Source organism: Photobacterium sp. SKA34 (assembly GCF_000153325.1).
In the GTDB taxonomy this organism is placed as follows: domain Bacteria; phylum Pseudomonadota; class Gammaproteobacteria; order Enterobacterales; family Vibrionaceae; genus Photobacterium.
The window spans coordinates 445,689-467,092 of sequence record NZ_CH724145.1; the positions used below are offsets into that span (position 1 = coordinate 445,689).

General features: G+C 40.1%; 21 protein-coding genes. 13 read left to right on the forward strand and 8 right to left on the reverse strand.

Annotated features, from left to right (window positions below):
- Nucleotides 1–176 precede the first annotated feature (176 nt).
- From SKA34_RS20600 to SKA34_RS20660, 13 genes are all read left to right on the forward strand, one after another.
- Nucleotides 177–1,316 carry a glycosyltransferase family 4 protein gene (locus tag SKA34_RS20600; RefSeq protein ID WP_006647412.1) on the forward strand — a complete coding sequence of 380 codons (1,140 nt, stop codon included), beginning with the start codon at nucleotides 177–179 and terminating at the stop codon, nucleotides 1,314–1,316.
- Entirely contained in the window at nucleotides 1,313–2,689 is a 1,377-nt protein-coding gene (locus tag SKA34_RS20605) for a lipopolysaccharide biosynthesis protein (protein WP_006647413.1), read from the forward strand. The genes SKA34_RS20600 and SKA34_RS20605 overlap by 4 nt, the downstream gene beginning before the upstream one ends.
- On the forward strand, nucleotides 2,676–4,019 hold the full coding sequence (locus tag SKA34_RS20610) for an O-antigen ligase family protein (protein WP_006647414.1): 1,344 nt from the start codon (nucleotides 2,676–2,678) through the stop codon (nucleotides 4,017–4,019). Before SKA34_RS20605 ends, SKA34_RS20610 begins: the two co-directional genes overlap by 14 nt.
- Nucleotides 4,009–5,160, forward strand: coding sequence for a glycosyltransferase (locus tag SKA34_RS20615; RefSeq protein ID WP_006647415.1), 1,152 nt, complete (start codon nucleotides 4,009–4,011; stop codon nucleotides 5,158–5,160). Before SKA34_RS20610 ends, SKA34_RS20615 begins: the two co-directional genes overlap by 11 nt.
- A 65-nt stretch (nucleotides 5,161–5,225) precedes the next feature.
- Nucleotides 5,226–5,564 carry a hypothetical protein gene (locus SKA34_RS20620; protein WP_006647416.1) on the forward strand — a complete coding sequence of 113 codons (339 nt, stop codon included), beginning with the start codon at nucleotides 5,226–5,228 and terminating at the stop codon, nucleotides 5,562–5,564.
- A 4-nt stretch (nucleotides 5,565–5,568) separates the two neighbouring features.
- Complete coding sequence (locus SKA34_RS20625) at nucleotides 5,569–7,017, forward strand: sugar transporter (protein WP_039860986.1); 1,449 nt, start codon at nucleotides 5,569–5,571, stop codon at nucleotides 7,015–7,017.
- Nucleotides 7,010–8,077, forward strand: coding sequence for a glycosyltransferase (locus SKA34_RS20630; RefSeq protein WP_006647418.1), 1,068 nt, complete (start codon nucleotides 7,010–7,012; stop codon nucleotides 8,075–8,077). Before SKA34_RS20625 ends, SKA34_RS20630 begins: the two co-directional genes overlap by 8 nt.
- Before the next feature lie 10 nt (nucleotides 8,078–8,087).
- Nucleotides 8,088–9,875, forward strand: a complete 1,788-nt coding sequence (locus tag SKA34_RS20635; protein WP_006647419.1) for a sugar transferase — start codon at nucleotides 8,088–8,090, stop codon at nucleotides 9,873–9,875.
- 51 nt (nucleotides 9,876–9,926) lie between these two features.
- Nucleotides 9,927–10,238, forward strand: a complete 312-nt coding sequence (locus tag SKA34_RS20640) for an STAS domain-containing protein (protein ID WP_006647420.1) — start codon at nucleotides 9,927–9,929, stop codon at nucleotides 10,236–10,238.
- Entirely contained in the window at nucleotides 10,238–11,023 is a 786-nt protein-coding gene (locus SKA34_RS20645) for an OmpA family protein (protein ID WP_006647421.1), read from the forward strand. The genes SKA34_RS20640 and SKA34_RS20645 overlap by 1 nt, the downstream gene beginning before the upstream one ends.
- A complete protein-coding gene (locus SKA34_RS20650; protein ID WP_006647422.1) occupies nucleotides 11,020–13,710 on the forward strand; it encodes an SLBB domain-containing protein in 2,691 nt (896 codons plus the stop codon). Before SKA34_RS20645 ends, SKA34_RS20650 begins: the two co-directional genes overlap by 4 nt.
- The gene (locus SKA34_RS20655; protein ID WP_006647423.1) at nucleotides 13,707–14,402 is read left to right on the forward strand and encodes a hypothetical protein; all 696 of its coding nucleotides are present in this window, start codon (nucleotides 13,707–13,709) and stop codon (nucleotides 14,400–14,402) included. The genes SKA34_RS20650 and SKA34_RS20655 overlap by 4 nt, the downstream gene beginning before the upstream one ends.
- Complete coding sequence (locus SKA34_RS20660) at nucleotides 14,399–15,862, forward strand: response regulator (protein WP_006647424.1); 1,464 nt, start codon at nucleotides 14,399–14,401, stop codon at nucleotides 15,860–15,862. The genes SKA34_RS20655 and SKA34_RS20660 overlap by 4 nt, the downstream gene beginning before the upstream one ends.
- Before the next feature lies 1 nt (nucleotide 15,863).
- Here the strand turns inward: SKA34_RS20660 and SKA34_RS20665 are convergent, their stop codons facing one another.
- The 8 genes from SKA34_RS20665 to secY all read right to left on the reverse strand — a co-directional run bounded on the left by SKA34_RS20665 (nucleotide 15,864) and on the right by secY (nucleotide 21,404).
- Nucleotides 15,864–16,844 carry a glycosyltransferase family 4 protein gene (locus SKA34_RS20665; protein ID WP_039860988.1) on the reverse strand — a complete coding sequence of 327 codons (981 nt, stop codon included), beginning with the start codon at nucleotides 16,842–16,844 and terminating at the stop codon, nucleotides 15,864–15,866.
- A 94-nt stretch (nucleotides 16,845–16,938) separates the two neighbouring features.
- Nucleotides 16,939–17,322, reverse strand: coding sequence for a 50S ribosomal protein L17 (gene rplQ / locus SKA34_RS20670; RefSeq protein ID WP_005370955.1), 384 nt, complete (start codon nucleotides 17,320–17,322; stop codon nucleotides 16,939–16,941).
- A gap of 34 nt (nucleotides 17,323–17,356) precedes the next feature.
- Nucleotides 17,357–18,346: a DNA-directed RNA polymerase subunit alpha gene (gene rpoA / locus SKA34_RS20675; protein WP_006647427.1), complete on the reverse strand. Its 990-nt coding sequence runs from the start codon at nucleotides 18,344–18,346 to the stop codon at nucleotides 17,357–17,359.
- Nucleotides 18,347–18,369: 23 nt separating this feature from the next.
- Nucleotides 18,370–18,990, reverse strand: a complete 621-nt coding sequence (gene rpsD, locus SKA34_RS20680) for a 30S ribosomal protein S4 (protein ID WP_005370959.1) — start codon at nucleotides 18,988–18,990, stop codon at nucleotides 18,370–18,372.
- Between the two features lie 32 nt (nucleotides 18,991–19,022).
- A complete protein-coding gene (gene rpsK / locus SKA34_RS20685) occupies nucleotides 19,023–19,412 on the reverse strand; it encodes a 30S ribosomal protein S11 (RefSeq protein ID WP_005370963.1) in 390 nt (129 codons plus the stop codon).
- A 19-nt stretch (nucleotides 19,413–19,431) separates the two neighbouring features.
- Nucleotides 19,432–19,788 (reverse strand): 30S ribosomal protein S13, encoded by a 357-nt coding sequence (gene rpsM / locus SKA34_RS20690; protein ID WP_005370966.1) that lies wholly within the window; start codon nucleotides 19,786–19,788, stop codon nucleotides 19,432–19,434.
- Between the two features lie 145 nt (nucleotides 19,789–19,933).
- Nucleotides 19,934–20,047, reverse strand: coding sequence for a 50S ribosomal protein L36 (gene rpmJ / locus SKA34_RS20695; RefSeq protein WP_000868186.1), 114 nt, complete (start codon nucleotides 20,045–20,047; stop codon nucleotides 19,934–19,936).
- A 31-nt stretch (nucleotides 20,048–20,078) separates the two neighbouring features.
- On the reverse strand, nucleotides 20,079–21,404 hold the full coding sequence (secY, locus tag SKA34_RS20700) for a preprotein translocase subunit SecY (protein WP_006647428.1): 1,326 nt from the start codon (nucleotides 21,402–21,404) through the stop codon (nucleotides 20,079–20,081).

Below are 21,404 nucleotides of genomic sequence, written 5' to 3' on the forward strand. Positions count from 1 at the left end.
CTTTCCTATTAGCAAATTGTTTCATCCAATATTAGTCACTAATTGCAAAACACAAGACGTTTAATCACGATGCGATGCAATCTGTCTTAATAGTTGATGATTTTCTTACTTGAGTGTCACTGAAACATGGCACTAAGTTTGAATTCTTTATTGAAAGTCATTAGCGGAGCACTGTGATGAAGACAATTGGTTATGTGATCCCTTGTTTTCCTACCTTATCTGAAACGTTCACAGGTGTTGAAATGAGAGCAATGATAGCGCTTGGCCATCATGTTGTTCCGTTTTCATTTATAAAAGGTCAAGACTTCCAACGTGCTGATATTCCATTAATGAAGCAATGTTGCTACCCCTCAGCCCTTCCCTACTATAGTTTACGCCACATCACCCGTTCGATAAGAAGTTTACCTTTCATATATCAGCAGCGTGAATTTGGAAGACTGGCACTAATCCGACAGGGGTTACAGTTAGCTTTGTGGGCACATCGCTATCAATGTCGACATCTTCATGCGCATTTTGCTTGGCATAGTACAGCGATTGCAATCGTTGCGGCAAAAATATTGAATATTTCAGTGTCATTTGTTGGTCATGGCGCTGATATCTATGCTGGACCTCAAGATTTACAAGCCAAGCTTTCCCATTGTCAGTTTTGCTGCGCTGTGACAAAGGCAATGCATGATCATCTGCAATCACTAACAAAGACACCAGTTCACTATCTACCTTGTGGGATTGAAGAACAAAACTATCCCACCTTAAATAATGATTGGTCTCCATCTATACGTTTTTTATTTATTGGTCGATTGGTTGAAAAAAAAGGGATCATTACATTATTGAAAGCAATACAACGACTAAAACAACCTATTGAAATTGATATTGTTGGTGATGGACCACAAAAAGCGGAGCTAATATCTTTTTGTAAACAGCATGGACTCTTACACACTGTTTCTTTTTTAGGAAGTCAAAATGCAGATTGGCTACGATCTCACGCTGAACGCTATCAAGGACTAATTGCTCCTTTTACCATTGCTAATAATGGTGATACAGATACCGGCCCATTAGTCTTAAAAGAAGCACTTGCATTAGGGATCCCTATTATTACTACCAACCTTGTTGGCTGTACTGAGATCCTTTCCCAAGATATAGGAGTGATGATAAATAGAAATTCACCAGAACAATTAGCAACGGCGATTACAAACCACCAGCTAAAGAGCCATAGGGAATTAAAAACTCAACGAGAGCTCGGTTATCGGCATGTCATGAAAACCTTTACTGCAAAAGCTCAAGCGCAACGGCTATCACAGTGGATTGAAGCACTATGAACACATTAAAGGTTGTTGCAGTTTATGGGATTGGTATCGTACTTTGTAAACTGATGGGATTGCTACTTCAACCTTATGTTACAGAACAATTAGGCTTGGAAGGGTATGGTAAGCTTGATGTCTTATTAGTTTTAACTACATTCTTATCGTTGATTATTAGTCTAGGCGTCATTGATGGCCTTTATCGTTTTTATCATGATTCATCCAATCCAACACGTTTATTAGGTCAAGCTTTATGGCAAGTCATATTATGTGGCGCAATAATCACTAGCCTGCTTGTTTTTTTTAATCAAGATATTCAAACACTTTTACCTGGGCCACCACCACTTTTTGCATTTAATTGCTTTATTTTTACTATTTACTTTAACTCTCTGAACGCGATCCCTCTAGCAAAGCTTCGAATTGATAACAATGCCAAACACTTTGTAAGTATTTTACTTATAACAGCATTATTGCAAGCAGCCTTAACGCTCTTATTGGTCGCTACATGGAAAGTTGATGGTATGGCTTTAGCGGGATTGATCGCACAAGTCGTGTGTAGTGTTTTACTCTATAAACAATGGCCAATACCGCATTTATCAATTAGCCCCGCATTATTAAAATATGGCGCTATTCTAACTCTTTCAGGATTATTAGGTTTTATTTCATTAGGTGCTGAGCGTTGGGCTATCGCGCATTATTTAGGAGTAGAAGCTGTATCTCCTTATGCTATAGCAATGCAGTGGGGGGTCGCTGCTAGTTTATTAATAGAACCTTTTGCGTTGTGGTGGTTTCCAAAACGATTTAGCTTTATCAATACAGAAGAACGTAAACAACACTTAGCCAATATTACTATTTTAGCTTGCCAGCTATGCGTATTAATTTCAGCTTTTGTTCTTTTATTTGGCCCTGTTTTTTTAAGGTTTTGGCTTAATGCTGAATTTGATTACAGTAGTGTTCTTATCCCATTTATCGCATTGTGGTTAATGCTGAAAGGCTGTTGTACTTTTCTCAACGTCGGCTGCTATTACCACGAACATGGACAGGGAATATTATTAATTAATAGCTTGTCAACACTACTATCGTTACTCGTTTTTATTTATGTCTTACCTTTATTCGATATTCTCGTATTGATCTATTGTGGAATTGCGATTCAGGCATTACGCCTTTTTATTTTTTACTTTTACAGTCAACACCACCTCCCTTTGTTATACCCTCTCTCTAATTTGTTTGTCAGTTTTTCGCTTGTTATGCTGATTTGCTTTTGTCAGCAATATCAACTCACTTATGTTCTTATCCTGTTAACTCCTCTTCTTTGCCTTCAAATCTATTGGCCTTGGCGTCACCGATGTAATTATCGCCATGTATTACAGGTGATCTATGACAAAGGGTAAGCAAATTATCATTGCTTTGTTTAGTACGATAAGTTGCTTTATCGTGAGCAATTACACGTTTAAACATTACCTTGCTTTTCTTGGAATACTGGCCCTGCCCTTTGTTGTTAAACGTGCCTTCTTACTCTGTATTTGGTTTATTCTTTTTTCATATTTTCGCTTACATGAAGCAATGCCATTTCTTGAACCCTTTAAAATCCCCAAGTTATTAGCACTTGCTTGTTTGATAGGATTAAGTTGGCAGTTGTGGATGAACTACCGTAACTTCAAGTGGCATCCATTACATACATGGCTACTTTGCTTTGCATTTTGGGTCAGTATTAGCTGTGTATTTGCTTCCAATAGAGCGGAATCATTTGAAATGTTGTCTGGCAACTTTCTCAAAATCGTTTTAATGGTTTTTGCTATTAGTTTATTACCCACCCATATTTCTCAACTGAAAAAAATTCCTTTTTTACTCTTTCTTTGTGGTTTATTGATTGCGTCTATTACGTTGTATAACAAACACTATGAGATTGGATTAGTCGAAGAAACACGTGTCACGATCGGGCGAGCATTTGGATCAATGCTCGGCGATCCTAATGATCTCTCTTTAGTCCTTTTATTTCCGCTATCATTTACTGCTGTTTATATTTTTCACGGTCACATAATTTCTCGTCTTATTGCTATGCTCATCAGTATTACACTCCTAGCAGGTATTGCAGCAACTGAAAGTAGAGGTGGGCAGCTGGGGGTAATTAGTGTGGTATTTATGTCACTACTACTCCGTAGTAAAAATATCGTCACGCCACTTATCATTACAGTCCTTGGGATCATTGTTTTATTTATCACTTCAGGTATTGAAAACAGATTTGTTTCAACGGCGAGTACAGGAAGCATTGATGAGTCTGCAATGGGGCGCCTTTATGCTTGGGGCGCTGCGATAAAGATGGCAATCGATCATCCATTAACTGGTGTTGGATTAGGTAATTTTTATAATAATTACTATTTTTATTCCGTACATTGGGATGGCAGGAACCATGCAGTTCATAGCTCTTGGTTTGAGATATTAGCTGAGAATGGATTTGTCGGGCTGTTCATATTTGCTATTTTATTGATAAAAACTTTTCAACTTAGTTACCGCTTACTTAAACGATTAAAACGATCTATATATCAACCTCTTGCTGAAGGGTTCTGGCTTGGCATGATTTCATTTTCTGTCAGTGGTACTTTTCTAACGCAAGGAACAACGTGGCCTTTTTATATTTTATTAAGCTTATTAATTGCAACCGATCGATTAACCCGTAATAGCGAACAACTCCATCAAAAGGATTTGAATCATGGATCGTGATATAGAATTTATTATTTTTGGTGAAGATTGGGGGCGGCATCCATCTAGCACTCAGCACTTAATATCAGTCATTGCGAAGCTATATCCCGTCTACTGGATCAATTCTATTGGTTTAAGGCAACCCCAACTTCAAGCTAAAGATATCAGGCGTGTCATCGAAAAGCTCATGGCTTTTATTCGCCGTAGCGTAATAGCTGACACTGAAACCTCCTCCACAAATTTAAAAAAGATCATTAAACCTCTCGTTTGGCCATTAGCTCGAAGTAAAACGATGAAGTACATTAATAAGAGGCTATTAGCGACACAACTCCCCCAAAAAAGACAATATCGAGTGTTATGGATAGCCTTACCAAGTGCGATTGAATATATCGAACTTTGCCAAGCTGATTTAATCATTTATTACTGCGGAGATGACTTTTCAGCACTAACTGGCGTCGATCACGCTAAAGCAATACAAGCAGAACAAACTCTGAGCATACAAGCCGATCTTATTTATGTGGCAAACAGACAATTAATGGCGCGTTTCCCGAAACACAAGACGCATTATTTGCCCCATGGTGTTGATATTCATTTATTTCAATCAAAACAAGAGTGCCCACCAGCAATTGGTAGAGAGAAAATAAATATTGGCTTTTATGGCAGTTTAAATAATTGGCTTGATTACGAATTATTACAACAACTTGCATTAGCTCGTCCACAGATCCAATTTTATTTACTTGGTAATAAGGACTGTCCTCAAGTTCAGCAATTGCAAAATGAGAATATCCATCTATTACCAGCTATTCCTCATCATCAACTTGCTAGTTATCTACAACATTGGCATGCCGCTATTTTACCTTTCATAAACAATCAACAAATTAAAATGTGTAATCCCTTAAAATTAAGAGAATATTTAGCTGCTGGATGTCCTGTAATCAGCAGTGATTTCAAAGCAGCAGAAGAGTACTCACCTTTAGTGTCAATTGCGACAACTCAGTTAGAATGGCTCTCGGCAATTGATCGCATTACACAGTTAAACCCACAGCAAGTAGCAGAATATAAACAAAAAGCGTACCAATGTGTACAGGATGACAGCTGGGAAATACGTATAGAAAAGATAATTCATACTATACAAAAAATACGATGTTCGACGGGTGAATAACAAATACTTACATTAGGCACTCTTTTTGCAGGATTTCTTATACACACAAGAAAAAGGGATGCGTGATGATAAGAACAATTTATCTAATCATCTTGTTAGGTTTGGTTGGGTGTGCCAGTAACTCGCAATCAAATAAGCAACTAGAGCTATTTTTTAGTTCAGAGCAAGTGACATTAACCGCAGAGCAACACCGTAAAATCATCCAATTTTTTTCAACCTTCTCATATAATCAAATAACAGCAACTGTCGGCCCTGCTAAGCTCAATAATAAATTTGAAGCTTTATTACACAGCCAAAAGCGCATGCAAAACATAGAGAAGATCGCACAAGAGCATCAAATCCCTTTAACCTTGGAGTATTCCCCTCAAATAACAATCGATACGTTGCTCCTTCGGAGTAACTGACGGTATGCGCCATCTCTTTATAACACGGCTATATCCATTGCTTTATGGATTATGGCTTCATCGTTATTTATTAATTTTACCCATCATCATTATGCCTTTTCTAATGACGATAGGCGGTTTTCTTAAAACTAAGTATTACTACTCTGAAACCACTATTTTGGTTCAGGAGGCCGCATTGCTTAACCCTTTTTTAGAAGATTTGTCTATTTCAATGAATCTACAGCAACGAATTAAAGCACTCCAGGTGGTGATCCAAAGCCAATCGACCTTAGCTATAGTGATTGATGAACTCGATCTGGTACCAGATAAAAACCCGCAACAAATTAAATACGTTACCGTTCAACTCGAAAAAGGAATCAACCTTGATTTGACAGGTAACGATCTCGTTCAAATAAGTCTTGTATGGGAGCAACCTGAACAAATTCCAGAGATATTAAATACTCTTTCTCGAATTTTCTTAGAAAAGCTACGAGCCCCTGGACGAGCATCGGTTGATAATTCAGAAGTGTTTTTACAAAAACAATTAACAACAACCCAAAAAGATTTAGAACTTGCGGAAAGTGAACTTGCCACCTTTAAAGCAGAAAATGCCGATAACTTACCGCTCCTGCAAGGCGTCAATGTTGATACTAGTACTAAATTGCTTAGGAAAATAAACGAATCAGAGCTGGCTTTACTCCACGCTAAAAGTAAACGTGACAGCATGTATAAAACGCTCATTAATACTAACCCTGTTATCGGTAAACTAGAGCAAGAAATTGTTACCGCCGAAGCCGAACTTGCTATATTACGTGCCAGCTATACCGATAAACACTCATCAATTAAAAATGTACTCCGCCGTTTAAACAGACTAAAACAAGAGCGAACTCGACAAGTTGAATTACAGCAATCACTCACGCCAGATCAAATCGACAGCTTATGGCAACGACTAGCCAATAGTTCTCAAGATCCTGAAAACCAATCCCAACCTATATTACTCAGTCAATTTGAAGCCTTACAACAGGCAGAATCTGAAATTGATGCTATCAATCAAGAGCTCGTTTTACTCAAAAAACAAGCTGAAAATATCATAGGAAAACGAGTTGAGTTTGCAGAATTAGAAAAAAAACTCACCAGCTTAGAGCGTAATTATAAGGTCAAATCGACCATTTATAACCAACTTCTCGAACGCTATGAAATGGCTAGAGTCACCGGTCACCTTGGACGCTTTGAAGAACCAGACAAACTAAAAATAATAGATAAACCTTCAGTACCAAATGCTCCTCAAAATTGGCCTTGGTGGGTTAACTTTTTATCCGGCATTCTTTTTGGCGCAGTCATTGCTTTATTTCTTGTAGGCATCACGATTATTTTTGATACGCGATTATATCAATCCAACCATATCAGACAGCTAGTATCTTACCCAATCTTGGTGCGCATTCCTTACTTCTCAAAGGAACTTGAGCATGATTAGAACACTACAAGTTGTCCAACATTTACGTCCTGGCGGATTAGAAAAACTCGTTCTTAATTTGGTTCGCTTTGCCTCATCGAATCATCGTGTTTATATTGCTTCATTAGAAGAAACGACCACCTCCGCTATTTCAGCGTGGCCTGAATTAGCAGCCTTTAAAAAACAATTAATATTTTTAAATAAACCCTCAGGTATACATCTCCACACCGCTTATCAATTAAGAAAACTCGTTAATAAGCTTAAGATCACCACGGTTCATAGCCATCACTTAGGCCCCTTACTTTATAGTCGACTCGCACTATTAGGATTAAGTACAACCCACATACATACTGAGCACGACAGCTGGCATCTAGAAGAGCCAAAACAGCAGACCCTCACCCGGTGGCTATTAAAAAATAAACATGTTGAACTCGTCGCCGACGCACCGACAATAGCCAAAGAACTTCATCAGCGATTAGGTCGTCCAGCCGATCATATTATTAATAACGGTATCGACTGTCACTTTTACTGTATTGGTGATCAAGCAGACTCTCGTCATGACTTAGCATTGCCTCAGGAACAGATACTCATTGGTTGTGCTGGGCGGCTGGTTACAGAAAAAGGGATTGATACCATGCTTCTCGCCCTATCATCACTTCCAGAGCATTATCACCTTGTTATCGCTGGTGATGGCGAGCAGTTATCAAACCTTAAACAGCTAGCCTGTCGTTTACAGCTTAAGCACCGTATTCACTGGTTGGGTTATTGTAAAAATATGCGTTCTTTTTATCGCGCTATTGATGTGTTCTGTATGCCATCACGTCATGAGGGGCTCCCCTTAGCTTTGCTTGAAGCACAAGCTTGCGGTAAACCAATTGTGGCATCAAATATTGGTGCGATCCCCGATGTCGCCCATCCAGAAAACAGCGTATTAATATCACCAAATGATCCTGTCCAATTAGCTCACGCTCTAGAACATGTACTGACACATAAAGTCAATGAAAAAAAAACAGCGCATTTCATCCAACACGTTGCTGATGTAAGAACGATGACAGCAGCTTATGAAGCCCTAGCGAAATAAGGAGCGAGCCATGATGATAAGTTGGTTTATCCTTTTAACTCTATCGATCATTATTATTTATCATCATGTTATCTACAGCGCAGTTATGGTGTGGTATGGGCAACACTTGAAACGAAAAATTATTACTGTAGAGCCTGATAGTTTTCCTGCCATTGCGATCCTCATTCCTGCCTATAATGAGGAAGCACATATTAACGATAAACTCGCTAATTTATTGATGCTTGACTATCCCGCCGACAAACTTTTTATTTTCATTTGTTGCGATGGTTGTAGCGATGCAACCGCAGAACTTTGTCACCAATGGGAGAGGCAATTCCAACGAGCTAATATTCACTTTAAGTTGCAAATTTGTACCAGCAATAAAGGAAAGTTAGCGCGCCTTAATCAACTAATGACGATGGCACAACCTTATGCAGAACTGGTTGCATTAAGTGATGTATCAGCACTTATCTCGATAGATGCCCTTAAGCAAGCAACTCACAGTTTTAACGATCCTAAAGTTGGCGCAATCACAGGTAATTACCTTATTTATGATGGCAATACTGGTGAGAAGCAATACTGGTCTTGGCAAAATAATATGCGCTTCGCGGAATCACATTTAGGCAGTGTTATTGGCGGCAATGGCGCTTTTTATATTATGCGAGCTCGCTTATTTCAGCCATTGCCTTACGACACCATCAATGACGATTTCATGCTGCCGATGCAAGTTCTAAAGCAAGGTTATAATGTTATTTATAATGAATGCATAAACAGTATTGAACTCGATATCAGTAGTAATGAACAAACCCATCAACGAAGACAACGTATTGGCGCAGGTAACTTACAACAGCTGATCCGCTGTCGCTTTGTGTTTAATCTCCACCAGCCAGGGGTAAAATGGTTATTCGCTTCCGGTAAAGGTTTAAGAACCATAATGCCTTTTCTTTTTATCATGTACCTAAGCATAACCTGCTATCTCGCCGCCCATGGATCACTCCTCGCCCTATGGTTAACAGGGTTACAAGTTGTTGGATATGGCCTTGCGGCACTCCCTTTATTAGGTGTTAAAAATAAACTTTTAGATAAATTACATTATTTAATAGGCAGTTACCTATCTTCTTTAATTGGTATGCTGCGCTATCTCTTTGGACAATTTAAACATGGTTGGAAAAAACAGCCGCCTATCAATGCCTACCAACATTCTTTTACCATTGTCCTCAAACGCTTCTTCGATATTCTTCTAAGTTGTATCGGATTATTACTCACACTCCCGCTATGGCCTCTTATTGCCTTACTGATACGATTAGATTCCAAAGGTGATATTTTTTATCGACAAGTACGTGTCGGACAAATAAATGATGAACATATTATGTTGTTCTCAATGTTGAAATTTCGCACCATGAAACCTAACGCTGAAGCAAAAAGTGGGGCCGTATGGTCTCAGAAAAATGACCCTAGAATCACACGAATAGGCTGCTTCTTAAGAGATACACGATTAGATGAACTGCCTCAATTTATTAATGTGATAAAGGGAGACATGTCATTAATTGGCCCCCGCCCTGAGCGCCCTGAACTATGTGGAAATTTGCAAAATGCATTGCCTTTCTACTTAGAACGAACCCGAGGCTTACGCCCTGGTATCACAGGGTTAGCGCAAGTAAATCAAGGCTATGATAGTTGTATAGAAGACGTTAAAGCGAAGATCGCATGGGATCATGCCTACGCTATCGCGTTAGCGTCACCATTACAATGGCTTAGAATGGACTGCTGGATATTGCTCAAAACAGCATACATTATGGTAACGAGACGTGGACAATAGTTGGCACAACCTTTGAATCATATTATTTAAAATAGAGAATAAGGAAAAACTATGTTCGCATCATCCAGTTCGGTTATCGCACTTGCTCTACAAGATGAATTTGATGCGCAAAGAGCCAGAGAGCTTGAAAGTGAATTTGATGTTCTCAGCCAAACCGAGCGTATGGAACTCGTCATTGATATGACAAAAGTCCAATTTATCGATTCATGTGGTATTGGTGCAATTGTTTTTCTCTATAAGCGCTTAAAAAGCCGAGGTCGTCGTTTACGTCTACTTAATGTTAACGGTCAGCCTAGAGAGCTGATGCAGATGCTCAGGATTGATAAAGTCATCCCGCTCATCACATCTGCAGAGTTGACCTAATGAGGGCCCCCTTATTGCTACTTGTCGCATTTTTTTTGCTACTGACGGGTTGCAGTAGTTTCTGGCCTGTTCCAGGTGAGACCCCTTTACCTCCTCCCAAACAAGCACAATTACGCCAACTTGAACTTCATCAGTTTGAACTACAACTACTGGCGATAAGAGGAGCTAAACATTGTCTCCCCGGTCAATATATCCGATTACAAAACTTGTACTTACAAGCACGGAAGGAAGCCTTGAACGGTTTTGACCATGATGCCGAAATGACCCTTTTAAAATACCAAACGCAAAACGCAGTCATTCAACAACAAATGGATTGGTTGGAATATCACACCCTTTGTCTTCAACCTAATTACTCTGAAGTCGAACTCAAAGAACGTTTTTTATTATATATGGAAGTTGACAACCAGTTTGCGTTAAATAAAACAACTTTGTTGCCTAAATATCAGGAATCTCTCCGCTATGCTGCCGAAATTTTAAAGCGTCAAAGTCACTGGCATTTGCAACTTACTGGCTATACCGATAGCCAAGGCCACATACAAGGTAATTACATGCTTGGCTTAGAAAGAGCCAATGCTGTAAAAGATTTCCTAATAGAAAATGGCGTTGATACTAATCAGATCAGTGTATTTAGCGTAGGAGAAAACCAAGCTGTTGCCGATAATACTCTCACAAAACAGCTTAATAATAGGAAAGTAGAAGCAAGAGTCTTGGTTGAACATCACACTCAGTCTATTCATCGCGTATTTGATATAAAGGACTGGCATGCAATACGAGATGGCTTATGATCCGTGTCTTCTGCCTACTCATTCTCTTGATATGCTCCCCTTTACGGGCAGACAATACAATCAAGCTAACGGCAGGCGATCGTATTTTCCTATTTGTGCCTGGCGAAAAAGCATTCCGTGACGATTTCATAATTGATGATAACGGTAAAATTCAACTCCCAGAGATAGGCACGGTATCCATTGCAGATCTCACGATCAAAGATGCTGAACAAAAAATAAAGAAAAAATTATCATCAATCTATCTTAACCTTAATGATTTTAAGCTTACCTTAAAAGAACAACTTATCCGTATCCATGTTCTTGGGTATGTTGAAAAGCCTGGCACCGTTTCGCTCAAACCCAATAGCAATATTCAATTAGCACTTGCTGCGGTCGGAGGGGCAAGGCCGGGGGCACAACTAGATAAGTTCTCCATCACCCAAAACGGCACATCTCAACAATTCAATTATAAAAAGTACTTAGATACTGGCGATCCATCTTCCTTGCCAACACTAACAAATGGTGACACCGTTTTTGTTCCTGTTTCGCCTTTATTGGGTAATATCGAAGTTGATTTTGATGCGGCTGCAATACAAAACACAGGAGATGCTAATGAGCGAGATGGGCTGACCCTGTTCGGCGAAGTTAGAAACCCAGGAACCTTTAGCTATAAACCCGAAATGAATGTCGTTGATGCGCTGATGAGAGCTGATGGCGTTACTCATCATGCTGATGTAACGAAGATCCGTGTCATTACCAATAACAAACCGTATCAACTTGATTTAAAGTCTTACTTAGATACTGGCGATGAATCTTTACTGCCTCCAATAAAACCGGGAACAACCATTTTTGCCCCAATTGAAGTCGATGATATCAATACAACATCGAGAACCGTTTTTGTCATGGGAGAAGTAAAAGCTGCAGGGCCTTATGAGATAGGAAAAAAAACAAGATTTATTGATGTGCTCGCCAATGCCGGAGGACCAACCCGTTTCGCTGATACCACTCAGATAAAAATCCTTAGCGAAACAGAAGCTCCAATGACAATAAACTTAGTCGAATATACCAAATCACCACATACTTATGATATTCCACATATGAAAACTGGCGATGTTGTTTTTGTCCCAGAGAAAGCCAATGTTAGTGAAAAGTCATGGCTTAAAATAACAGAAGATCGCTCAATTAAAATCATCGGTGCCGTCAACGTACCTGGACGCTATGAATGGAGTCCCGTAATGGACTTTATGGATCTACTAGCCCATGCCGAAGGTCCAACAAAACGAGCCAACTTAAGTAATATTCGATTAATTTTAGAAAATGAAAATCTCGATAATGGACATGATGTATCGTTCTTTAACCTTCAACATTTCATGAAAGAAGGAAGCCCCAAAAGATTGCTACCGCACTTATCCGCAGGAATGACAATCATTGTCGATGAACTCCCGGATGATCCCAGTGATAATAAGGCAAGCTGGTTACGCCAATCACCGAAAGACTCTATTTATATATTTGGTTCTGTTGGAGCCCCCGGACGATATGCGTTTAATGATGAGCAGGGATTTCTTGATATTCTCTCAGCCGCTGATGGTCCAAATAGTGAAGCGGATTTACAAGATGTTCTCATCACTCACCGTAACGGTAAAAGAACGACCGTTTCTCACCTTAATCTCGCCAATTACTTTGAAACAGGTAATGAAAACTTACTCCCAAATGTGCTCCCAGGTGACGTCATCTATATACCACAAACCACGAAACCAAAAGATGATAAAAGCGTCATGGTAATTGGTTCGGTAAAAGGCCCAGGACGATTTAATTGGAATAAAAGGCTAACATTTTTAGAAATTTTTGCCCTTGCAGGCGGCCCTTCAGAAACCGCCAACTTAAGCAGTATTCGCATCATCAAGAAAAATAAAAACGATCCAAATAGTATTATATATTTTGATTTAGAGAAGTTTATCGACCGAGGCGGTAACTTTGCAGCACTCCCAACTATTAGGCCGGGAGATACCATTATGGTTGATGAGCTTCCTAATGATCCTAGTGATAATAAATCAACTTGGATAAGACAAAATGCAGAAGAATCAATCTATGTTTTTGGCTCTGTCAATGCACCCGGAAGGTATGCCTTTAATAATCAATTAAGTTTTTTAGATATACTCTCTGCTGCTGATGGCCCCAACAAAGATGCTAATTTACAACAAATAAAAATCAGTCATCGCAACGGCAGCCATGCAAATGTTACAACCTTAAATCTCACCCTATATTTTGAAACAGGCGATGAAACTTTATTACCCAAAGTCGTACCAGGGGATGTTATCTATATCCCACAACGTAATGGAGACTGGCTGGACAAACCAGCAAACCGCGTTGTCAGATTAATGGGAGAGGTCAACAATCCAGGACGTTACTCATTCAACAACCAGATGTCTTTACTCGATTTACTAGCAGAAGCTGGCGGCCCCACAGATAAAGCATATATAGATAAAATTATGATCGTTAATAGTTCATGTTGTGGAGATAAAAGCCAAACGTTCAGTCTGCGGGACTACATTAAATCCCCATCAGATACCCCCATCCCAATGCTTCGTCCTGGGGATACGGTATACGTACCGAATGAAGAAGACTCTACTACTTCACTGCTACGTCAAGGACTTCAAGATGCATTTAGTTTTGTTACCACCTTGCTAATTATAGGGACTGCACTATGAAACCTTGGTTAAGTGAAGAAGTGGAACACCTATTCCAACAATTGCACCAGCAACAACTACGCATTATTTGTATTGCGAGCTGCAATCAAAAGTGCGGAAGTTCAACAATGAGTTACTGGCTAGCTGAACGCTGCTCAGAAAACAAAACAAAAGTACTATTGATCGATCTTGATCTTTCTGGATCAGGGCAAGGATACGAACCAATATCATGGGAAGCCGAAAATAAGAATAAAGAGAAAAATCTCATCAAAAAACACCCGTTTCTAGATATATTGCCCCAACCTAAAGAGCAATCCACAGTGCTCACATTAAGACAACCCCATAAACTTCGCTATCTTCTTCAATATTGGCAGCAGCATTATCATTACATTATTTGTGACACTGGTAATATCAACACCGCTAATTGGCGTAACCTTCCTGCCGTGAATATCGCCAATGTCAGTGATGGTATTCTGTTATGCCTTTCTGCAGCAAAAACGACAGAAAGCGAATTGTTAACAAGCATTGGAAAGATCGAAAAAAGTAACTGTAATATCATAGGGATAATCATTAATGATCAATTTAATCCGACACTTTCACAGCGGATGTTGAAAAGTTTAGAAAACAAAGCATGGTGGCTACCAACAAAATTTAAAGACAAAATTGCAGCAATACTAAAGAGCAGTCAGCTCCTACAAGGAAAGTACCAATGATCAATCAAATATTGTTCAAACAAACATTTTGCTTAAAATACGATAATTTAAAAGCAATCAGGCAGTGGTTAAAGACACAAAGTTATAAGCTCAATTTAAGTTATGAGCTCAGTCAACATCTGATTTTAGTGTGTAATGAATATTGTGTTAATTTATTAGCACATCAAAAGTTAACAGCAAGTCACATCGAATTAAAATATGGCTTACGTAATAATAAAGCACGATTTGAGATCATTGATAATAGCTCACACTGGCAAGCGATGAAAGAAAAAATCAGCTCTGCGACATTACCAAAAGAGCCAACTTGCAATAAATTAGGACTAGCGCTAATCAACACCTACTTTCCTGACTTTAAATACTATCTAACGAACAACCAAAATATTATTGAGTTCAAACTTCCTCAGAAAAAACCAAAACCACAACTTCTCATTGTCGATGATAGCCCGAGTCAACTTGCACTTTTTTCCTCTTTTCTCTGTCAGCATTATCAACTTATTCTTTTTAGTAAACCTTGCGAAGCTTTAGAATGGTTATCACACAGTCGATGCGACATGGTTATCACTGACTTACATATGCCTGATATAGATGGTTTCAGCTTTAGGGATAAAGTGACAGAACTCAATCACTGCCAATCATTGCCCTTTATTTTCATCTCAGCAGATAACAAAGACACCACACTTTTAGAAGCAGCAAGAGCAGGTATTGATGACTACTTGACAAAACCACTTAATAAAGAAAAATTACTCACAATACTGAAGCGAGTGTTAAAGCGCCATAGCACGCTAGCCTCTGTTTTTGAAAAACAGTTACTAGCACAAATGACACCTTACCAATCAGAATTTCCATCCCAAATTACACTTCGAGATATCACTATAGATATTGATCAACACCCAATAAACCAAGGCGATTTTTTATTATATCGAGAACCCCAAAAAGATAAGCCTGCAATGCTTATCCTCGGAGATAATATGGGGCATGGCCCATTAGCTAAAGCTAACGGTATTGGCTGGTTTGGCTATATTGCTGGTTTGCTTGATGCGGGTATAGAAAGTCCAAAAGATATATGCGAGATACTCAATCACCAACTGATTGCTGCACCTAATAATCGTCATTTAATTTGCTTAATGATAATAATCATAGATAACAAGGATACTGTACACATCTACAATGCCGGCATGCCTGCAGCACTCCAACTAAGTCATGATAAGAGCATACATCTAGAAGAAAATATGGGCTTATTAGGGATTAATACACAATTAACCATAAAGCCAAAACTCATAACACTAACCAAAGATGTCAGCCTTCATTGTTACAGCGATGGACTCACAAACCAACCAATAACAATCAAACAAATTAATCAATTAACACATTATCAAGCAAAAGAAAGACATAAGAAAATCTGGCTAAACCCACAACGCTCAACTATTGATGATAAAACGTTAATTAGCATATATAGATAGATTACTGCTTAATTCCATAAGCGTTAGCAAGTGTATTCCAACGTTGTTTACCACTAAATTTAGTTACAACTTGAATGTAACTATATTTAGAACACGCTTGCCATTCTTTGTTCGTCATAGAATCAAAGCATAGGATATACCAGACTAACTTTGGCCAATCGAACTCATCAACAAGCCATCTCGTATCAACAAGTAAAGGTAAATCACCAACTTTGGTTCCTATAACAGGAATCCCATATGCCATCGCCTCCAAAGCTGCCATTGGAAGTCCTTCTGCACGTGAAGAAATAAGCAATAAATCAATTTTGTTCCAGTGCGATGACATATCTTCTACGGCACCATGCCATTTAATATTGGGATAACTCCCCAATAAATTAGACTCTTCACCATCGCCAAACACATGAAATTTAATGGTTGGGCATTGGTTAGAAAGTTGTAGATAGCGGTCAATGCCTTTGACATGACACAGTCGTCCAACAAAACCGACTTGCAAAATCGTATGCCGGCTACGTAAAACAAAGGAAGGAATAGAATGAATAAAGTTATTTAGGACATAACACTGAAAAGGTACTTTGGATTTTATCTCGTCACTTACAGCAAAATTCGTCGATAAAAAACTAGTCGAGCGATTAAGCCATTCATAAAAAGCTAAACGTCCAATTAAAAACTCACCAGCATGAAAACTGGTAAGTACCTTACATCTTCGTAGCAACTTTAAACATCGAGCCCATAATGAAGATTTATATCCATGAGCATGCAAAATATCTTGAGGCTGAACTAACAATGAAAAATGGACAAAACTCGCTGATGTAAAATATTCAATTTGGTTTTGTTCTAATAAACAGTAAAGCGGGTGATTAGATGCTTTAGAGATAAAAACAACTTTAAATGGAATTTTCTTATCTTTGAGAAGTAATGAAAGCTGTAACACATGACTTTCAATCCCCCCAAAACCTGAACTATCAAGCATCACATAGAGCATAATAACCACATAATGAATTCATCATTATAAATTACATGCAAAAAAAAAGCCGAGTCTAATGACTCGGCTTCTCTTCTTATTTAACGGCTATTGCTTATTCAGCAGCAGCTTCTTCCTTTGCAGGACGGTCTAATAACTCGATGTAAGCCATAGGAGCTTTATCACCAGTACGGAAACCGCACTTCATGATACGAGTGTAACCACCAGGACGCGCTGCAAAGCGAGGACCTAGTTCGTTAAATAGTTTCGCAACAACTTCGTTGTCACGAGTACGAGCGAATGCAAGACGACGGTTAGCAACACTGTCTGTCTTAGCTAGGGTAATCAAAGGCTCAATTACGCGACGTAGCTCTTTTGCTTTAGGCAAGGTAGTCTTAATTAATTCGTGACGTACCAGAGAGCTAGCCATGTTGCTGAACATCGCTTTACGATGACTGCTGTTGCGGTTGAGTTGACGACCACTCTTACGATGGCGCATGACCTAATCCTTCTAACTAGATATCAGTAAACTATTAATCTTCAGCGATTGAAGCTGGCGGCCAATTTTCTAGGCGCATACCTAGAGATAGACCACGAGATGCCAATACATCTTTGATTTCTGTCAAAGACTTCTTACCAAGGTTTGGCGTTTTAAGAAGCTCAACCTCAGTACGCTGAACAAGATCACCGATGTAGTGGATCGCTTCTGCTTTTAGACAGTTAGCAGAGCGAACAGTTAGTTCAAGATCGTCTACAGGACGCAGTAGGATCGGATCGAACTCCGGCTTCTCTTCTTTCTCTTCAGGAACACGTACATCTCGAAGATCTACGAATGCATCCAATTGTTCAGCAAGAATAGTTGCTGCACGACGGATAGCTTCCTCAGGATCAAGAGTACCATTAGTCTCCATATCGATTACTAGCTTATCTAAGTCAGTGCGTTGTTCAACGCGAGCTGCTTCAACAGCGTAAGCAATACGGTCCACTGGGCTGTAAATAGCATCTACTAACAGACGACCAATTGGACGCTCATCTTCTTCAGTGTGAATACGAGCTGATGCTGGTACGTAGCCACGACCACGTTCTACCTTGATGCGCATGCTTAATTCAGCATTGTCATCAGTAATATGGCAGATTACGTGCTCTGGGTTCGCAATCTCAACATCACCATCATGGGTGATGTCACCTGCAACAACAGGGCCTGCACCAGATTTGTTCAGAGTAAGAATAACTTCATCTTTACCCTCAACCTTAACGGCTAGACCTTTAAGGTTTAGAAGAATTTCAAGGATATCCTCCTGAACGCCTTCTTTGGTGCTGTACTCATGTAACACACCGTCGATTTCAACTTCTGTTACAGCACAACCTGGCATAGAAGATAATAAAATACGACGAAGAGCGTTTCCTAAAGTGTGGCCGAAACCACGCTCTAATGGCTCTAGAGTTACTTTTGCGTGTGTCGTGCTAACTTGTTCGATGTCAACAAGACGCGGCTTAAGAAATTCTGTTACAGAACCCTGCATTGTGTCCTCTCTTAACTGTAGCCTTACTTAGAGTAAAGCTCGACGATCAGGTGTTCATTGATGTCGGCAGACAAATCAGAACGTTCTGGAAGACGCTTAAACGTACCTTCCATCTTGCTGCTGTCTACTTCGACCCAAGTCGGTAGTTCACGCTGTGTAGCAACTTCTAGAGCTGCTTTAATGCGTGCTTGGTTCTTAGCTTTCTCACGAATGCTAACAACGTCGTTTGCCGCTACCTTGAAAGAAGGAACGTTTACGACTTGACCGTTAACTAGGATCGCTTTGTGGCTTACCAACTGACGTGCTTCTGCGCGAGTTGCGCCAAAGCCCATGCGGTAAACTACGTTATCTAGACGACCTTCAAGAAGCTGAAGCAGGTTTTCACCTGTGTTACCCTTGATGCGGGCAGCTGTCTTGTAGTAGTTACGGAATTGTTTTTCTAGTACGCCATATGTACGACGAACTTTCTGCTTCTCACGAAGCTGAACGCCGTAATCAGATAGACGACCACGACGAGCACCATGTTGGCCCGGCGCGTTATCAATCTTACACTTGGTATCAATCGCACGTACACCAGACTTAAGGAATAAGTCAGTGCCTTCGCGACGGCTAAGCTTTAGCTTAGGACCCAAATATCTTGCCATTTTTCTTTCTCCAATTTCCTAGAAACGAAACGTTATACGCGACGTTTCTTAGGTGGACGACAACCGTTATGAGGGATCGGAGTCGCATCAACAATGTTAGTGATACGGAAACCCGCTGCATTTAAAGCACGGATTGTAGACTCACGACCAGGACCAGGGCCCTTAACCATAACTTCCAGGTTCTTAACGCCATATTCTTTGGCCATTTCACCACAACGCTCAGCAGCAACCTGTGCAGCGAACGGAGTAGATTTACGAGAACCACGGAAACCTGAACCACCTGCAGTAGCCCAAGATAGAGCGTTACCTTGACGGTCAGTAATGGTTACGATTGTGTTATTGAAAGAAGCATGGATGTGCGCAACGCCATCAGCTACTTGCTTGCGTACGCGCTTACGAGCGCGAGTTGGTTGTTTTGCCATTGTACTCTACCTTATCCGACTATTTTTTGATCGGCTTGCGCGGACCCTTACGGGTACGAGCGTTGGTTTTAGTACGCTGTCCACGTAGAGGTAGACTGCGACGGTGACGAAGACCACGGTAACAACCAAGATCCATTAGACGCTTGATGTTCATGGAAATTTCACGACGAAGATCACCTTCTACAGTGTACTTAGCTACACCATCACGCAGTAGATCGATCTGCTCTTCAGTTAGTTCACTGATCTTAACATCTTCAGCAATACCCGTTTCAGCTAAAATAGCTTGAGAACGAGTTTTACCAATGCCGTAGATCGCAGTTAATGCGATAACAGCATGCTTTTGATCAGGAATGTTAATGCCTGCAATACGGGCCACTATTCACTCCTAGTACTTTACAAGAATAACCGCTGCAGAGCCCGTTGAGGATACGCAGCGGTGGTACAATTCTTTTGCACATAACAAAATATGGTTGGCTAATGTAGCCAACCTATCTTCAATTTGCAAGAAATATTTCTGCTAATTAGCCTTGGCGTTGTTTATGCTTTGGCTCACTGCAAATTACACGCACAACACCGTTGCGCTTGATAACTTTACAGTTACGGCAGATTTTCTTAACGGAAGCACGAACTTTCATTGCTAAACTCCGTAAATATGGATAACTAAACTTATCGACCGTAGCCTTTCAGATTAGCCTTTTTCAAAACTGACTCATATTGCTGAGACATCAAATGTGTCTGAACTTGAGCCATGAAATCCATAATAACAACAACTACGATTAGTAGGGAAGTACCACCAAAATAGAAGCGTACATTCCATGCTATCATCATGAACTCGGGGATCAGACAGATAAAGGTAATATATAACGCACCTGCAAGAGTCAAACGCGTCATCACTTTATCTATATATTTTGCGGTCTGTTCACCCGGGCGTATGCCAGGTATAAATGCGCCAGACTTCTTCAAGTTATCAGCTGTCTCGCGTGGGTTAAATACCAACGCGGTGTAGAAGAAACAGAAGAATATAATCGCAGCAGCATAAAGCATTACATATAAAGGCTGACCAGGACTTAAAGCCAGTGAAATATCACTTAACCAACCTAGACCTTCACTTTGACCAAACCACTGAGCCAGTGTACCTGGAAAAAGAATAATACTCGATGCAAAAATTGCTGGTATAACACCTGCCATGTTGATTTTCAACGGCAAGTGTGTGCTCTGCGCAGCAAAGACACGACGGCCTTGTTGACGCTTGGCGTAGTTAACGACGATACGACGTTGACCACGTTCCATGAACACTACAAAGTAAATAACAGCAAAAGATATAACTACAATTAACAGTAGAAGAAGTACGTGCAATTCGCCTTGACGCGCTTGCTCTACGGTCTGTCCAATCGCTGGCGGTAAACCAGCAACGATACCAGTGAAAATAATCAACGATATACCGTTACCAATACCACGCTCGGTAATCTGTTCACCTAACCACATTAAAAACATGGTGCCGGTAACCAAACTAACCACTGCAACAAAATAGAAACTAGGGCCTGGATTATGTACAAGCCCTGGAATCATACTCGGTAACCCCGTTGCAATACCAATTGCTTGGAAGGTTGCCAAGACAAGCGTACCGTATCGGGTGTACTGGCTTATCTTTCGACGGCCAGCCTCACCTTCTTTCTTCAACTCAGCTAATGCTGGATGAACTACTGTTAGCAACTGAACAATAATAGACGCAGAAATATACGGCATTATGCCCAGAGCTAAAATAGAAGCACGCGAGAGTGCACCACCAGAGAACATGTTAAACATCTCAATGATGGTACCCTTTTGCTGTTCGAACAGACTGGCAAGTACAGCAGCGTCAATACCAGGAATAGGTACAAAAGAACCTGCTCGGAATATTAAGATCGCACCTAATACGAATAATAGGCGTGACTTAAGCTCTGCTAGGCCACCTTGTGCACTACGAAAATCTTGTCCTGGTTGTTTAGCCAT

Coding starts and splice junctions, on each gene's coding strand:
- rpsK (WP_005370963.1), bottom strand. CDS start 19,412: ATGGCAAAACAACCAACTCGCGCTCGTAAGCGCGTACGCAAGCAAGTA.
- SKA34_RS20610 (WP_006647414.1), top strand. CDS start 2,676: ATGACAAAGGGTAAGCAAATTATCATTGCTTTGTTTAGTACGATAAGT.
- SKA34_RS20650 (WP_006647422.1), top strand. CDS start 11,020: ATGATCCGTGTCTTCTGCCTACTCATTCTCTTGATATGCTCCCCTTTA.
- SKA34_RS20635 (WP_006647419.1), top strand. CDS start 8,088: ATGATGATAAGTTGGTTTATCCTTTTAACTCTATCGATCATTATTATT.
- SKA34_RS20655 (WP_006647423.1), top strand. CDS start 13,707: ATGAAACCTTGGTTAAGTGAAGAAGTGGAACACCTATTCCAACAATTG.
- SKA34_RS20640 (WP_006647420.1), top strand. CDS start 9,927: ATGTTCGCATCATCCAGTTCGGTTATCGCACTTGCTCTACAAGATGAA.
- rplQ (WP_005370955.1), bottom strand. CDS start 17,322: ATGCGCCATCGTAAGAGTGGTCGTCAACTCAACCGCAACAGCAGTCAT.
- SKA34_RS20605 (WP_006647413.1), top strand. CDS start 1,313: ATGAACACATTAAAGGTTGTTGCAGTTTATGGGATTGGTATCGTACTT.
- rpsD (WP_005370959.1), bottom strand. CDS start 18,990: ATGGCAAGATATTTGGGTCCTAAGCTAAAGCTTAGCCGTCGCGAAGGC.
- secY (WP_006647428.1), bottom strand. CDS start 21,404: ATGGCTAAACAACCAGGACAAGATTTTCGTAGTGCACAAGGTGGCCTA.
- SKA34_RS20620 (WP_006647416.1), top strand. CDS start 5,226: ATGATAAGAACAATTTATCTAATCATCTTGTTAGGTTTGGTTGGGTGT.
- SKA34_RS20645 (WP_006647421.1), top strand. CDS start 10,238: ATGAGGGCCCCCTTATTGCTACTTGTCGCATTTTTTTTGCTACTGACG.
- rpmJ (WP_000868186.1), bottom strand. CDS start 20,047: ATGAAAGTTCGTGCTTCCGTTAAGAAAATCTGCCGTAACTGTAAAGTT.
- SKA34_RS20630 (WP_006647418.1), top strand. CDS start 7,010: ATGATTAGAACACTACAAGTTGTCCAACATTTACGTCCTGGCGGATTA.
- SKA34_RS20665 (WP_039860988.1), bottom strand. CDS start 16,844: ATGCTCTATGTGATGCTTGATAGTTCAGGTTTTGGGGGGATTGAAAGT.
- rpoA (WP_006647427.1), bottom strand. CDS start 18,346: ATGCAGGGTTCTGTAACAGAATTTCTTAAGCCGCGTCTTGTTGACATC.
- SKA34_RS20625 (WP_039860986.1), top strand. CDS start 5,569: ATGCGCCATCTCTTTATAACACGGCTATATCCATTGCTTTATGGATTA.
- SKA34_RS20600 (WP_006647412.1), top strand. CDS start 177: ATGAAGACAATTGGTTATGTGATCCCTTGTTTTCCTACCTTATCTGAA.
- SKA34_RS20615 (WP_006647415.1), top strand. CDS start 4,009: ATGGATCGTGATATAGAATTTATTATTTTTGGTGAAGATTGGGGGCGG.
- SKA34_RS20660 (WP_006647424.1), top strand. CDS start 14,399: ATGATCAATCAAATATTGTTCAAACAAACATTTTGCTTAAAATACGAT.